Raw genomic sequence first — 2,229 nt, 5'->3', positions numbered from 1 at the left:
CTGGGTGCTGGAAAGCGCGCTGAAGCCCAACGCCGCCTGGACGATCTTCAGCCGCGCCGAGCGGGTGGACAACGACGAGCTGACCCCCGCGGTCGGCGGCCATCACGGCCCGGTCTTCACCGTCGGCAAGGTCTCGCTGGGCGCGATCCACGACTGGGCGATCGCCGAAGGGTTGAAGGTGGGGTTGGGCGGGCTTTATGCCTGGAATTTCGTGCCCTCAGCCTTGGCGCCGCTGTACGGGGCGGCGGAACCTCGGGGCATGATGGTCTTCGTGCGCTTCAAGATCGGCTAGGCGTCTTGGGAAGCGGCCGAGGGGGCGATTGGATGTGGGGGAGTCTTGCGCGTGGCGCCTGACCGGTGCGCGGCCCAGGCCTATGCCGCCGGCGGGCGTTCGCGAAGGAGACTCCGGGACATCGATGCGCTGCCCGCACCGACATCGCCCGGAGCCTAGGCGGTGATATCGATCTTGGTTCCCACGCCGGCCGGATTGCTCGCCTTGACCGCCGCCGCGCCGTTGTCGTTGTCACCATCGTTGTCCGTCCGGGGCGACGGGGGCGGTGCGGCGGCGGCTTGGGCCAGTGGCGTGGGGATCGCGCTCGAGATCGAAGAGACAGACATTCAGGTTTCTCCTTGTCCCCGTTCTGGGGTTCCGCAGCGGTAACCAGCGGGTGTTACCAAATCCGAAATCCCGCCAAAGCGCGCCGCGAGATCGCCGCTCGGTTCGGAATCCCTGCGCCGTTCAGCGGATCCGCAGCGCCATTCCGTACGGCCCGCAGGGTTCCATCGCCGCCGTCGATCCGCGCTTCCAGGAATAAATCCGGGGCTCTGAGTGTCCTGGGGAGAGGCCCCTGCAACGGCCTGGCGCGCGCGCCTTCGGCCGCAGGGCGCGCGAACCTTGGCTTGGAAAGGGAATCTGTATGCGACGCATCTTGAACGCCGCCGTGATCGGCGGAGGGCTCGCGTTGCTGGCGGGAGGCGGCGTCGCCTTGGCCAGCGGCGGGGGCAGCAGCGGCGGATCGTCGGGTCCGCCGCCAAGCGTCTCGGCGCCACGGTACGACCCGTCGGCCGAATACGCCAAGGCTGTGGCCGCGCTGAAGGGCAACCAGTTCAAGGCCGCCGCCAGCGCGGCGGAGCATGTCACTGAGGTGATCCCGAAGAATCCCGACGCTTGGCGCCTGTTGGGCGCCGCCCGCGCGGGGGACCGCGACTGGCGAGCCTCGCGCAAGGCCTACGAGCGGGCCACGAAGCTCACGCCCGACGACGCCGAGGCCCATGCCGGCCTGGGCATCGCGCTCGCCAATCTGAAGGACTCCAAGGCCAAGGCCGAGATGGAGTGGCTGGCCGCCCGTGCCTCGGCCTGCGGCGAAAGCTGCCCGGACGCCGGCCGGCTCAAGTCGTTCACCGCCGCCGTTGAGGACGCGATGAGCGCCGCGGCGAGCGGGCCGCCCAAGCCCAGCGCCAGGCTCGATGGCTCCATGTTGTTCGGCGGGCCCCGGAAAGGTGATGCGGCCTATGTGCAGGCGGTCAGCCTGATCAACGAGAAGCGCTATGACGAGGCCCTGGCGTCCCTGTCGGTCGCCGCGGCGACGTTCGGACCTCTTCCGGATATCCTCACCTACCAGGGCTTCTCCTGGCGCAAGAAGGGCGATTATGACCGGGCGGAGACCTTCTACCGGCAAGCCCTGGCGATCGACCCCAAGCACATCGGCGCGCTGGAGTACTATGGCGAGCTGAAGGTCGTGCGCGGCGACGTCGCCGGCGCCAAGCTGATGCTCGCCCGTCTCGATAGGCTCTGCGCCTACGGTTGTGCGGACGCCGAGGAACTCCGGCGGTGGATCGATATCGGTCACGACCCCGACAAGGGCTGACGTCCCACCGCATCCTTCGCCCGGCTCGGCGCGCCTGATGACGCGCCGAGCCGGACGGCCGCTTCACTTACCCGCCCGGAGTCCTGTCCCTTGGCCGATCTCGTCGTGTTCTATGAGCACCCGCAGTGGTGCGAGCCTCTGTTCCGCGCCCTCGACCGTCGGGGCCTGGCCTGGGCCGCCCTTGAGATCCAGAGCCATTGCTTCGACCCGGCGGGTCGGACCCTGCCCGCGCCGGTGATCCTCAACCGTTTGGCCATGTCGTCCTTCCTGCGCCAGGAGGAGCATGCGCTCTACTACTCCATGGCCGCGCTGGACCACTGGCAATCGCTGGGCGCGCGGGTGATCAATGGGCCGGGCGTCT

The 2,229-nt window shown here is 69.0% G+C and carries 2 protein-coding genes and 2 pseudogenes; 3 read left to right on the top strand and 1 reads right to left on the bottom strand.

Translation table 11 applies throughout. From position 1 onward, the window contains the following. Positions 1-292 (top strand): annotated as a pseudogene (locus VHS75_RS13355) (hypothetical protein); the annotation flags it as partial. 155 nt (positions 293-447) lie between these two features. On the opposite strand, the gene VHS75_RS13350 reads toward VHS75_RS13355, so the two are convergent. Next, positions 448-618 (bottom strand): hypothetical protein, encoded by a 171-nt coding sequence (locus VHS75_RS13350; RefSeq protein ID WP_329639106.1) that lies wholly within the window; start codon positions 616-618, stop codon positions 448-450. 299 nt (positions 619-917) lie between these two features. Here VHS75_RS13350 and VHS75_RS13345 point away from each other — a divergent pair, with 299 nt between their 5' ends. After that, the gene (locus VHS75_RS13345; RefSeq protein WP_329639105.1) at positions 918-1,868 is read left to right on the top strand and encodes a tetratricopeptide repeat protein; all 951 of its coding nucleotides are present in this window, start codon (positions 918-920) and stop codon (positions 1,866-1,868) included. Between the two features lie 90 nt (positions 1,869-1,958). Beyond that, positions 1,959-2,229, top strand: a pseudogene (locus tag VHS75_RS13340) (alpha-L-glutamate ligase); the annotation flags it as partial.

Origin of the sequence: Phenylobacterium sp. (genome assembly GCF_036264965.1) — a bacterium.
In the GTDB taxonomy this organism is placed as follows: Bacteria; Pseudomonadota; Alphaproteobacteria; order Caulobacterales; family Caulobacteraceae; genus Phenylobacterium.
The sequence above is the reverse complement of the archived record's forward strand: the minus strand, read 5'-3'. Positions and strand labels throughout refer to the sequence as shown.

Coding starts and splice junctions, on each gene's coding strand:
- VHS75_RS13350 (WP_329639106.1), bottom strand. CDS start 618: ATGTCTGTCTCTTCGATCTCGAGCGCGATCCCCACGCCACTGGCCCAA.
- VHS75_RS13345 (WP_329639105.1), top strand. CDS start 918: ATGCGACGCATCTTGAACGCCGCCGTGATCGGCGGAGGGCTCGCGTTG.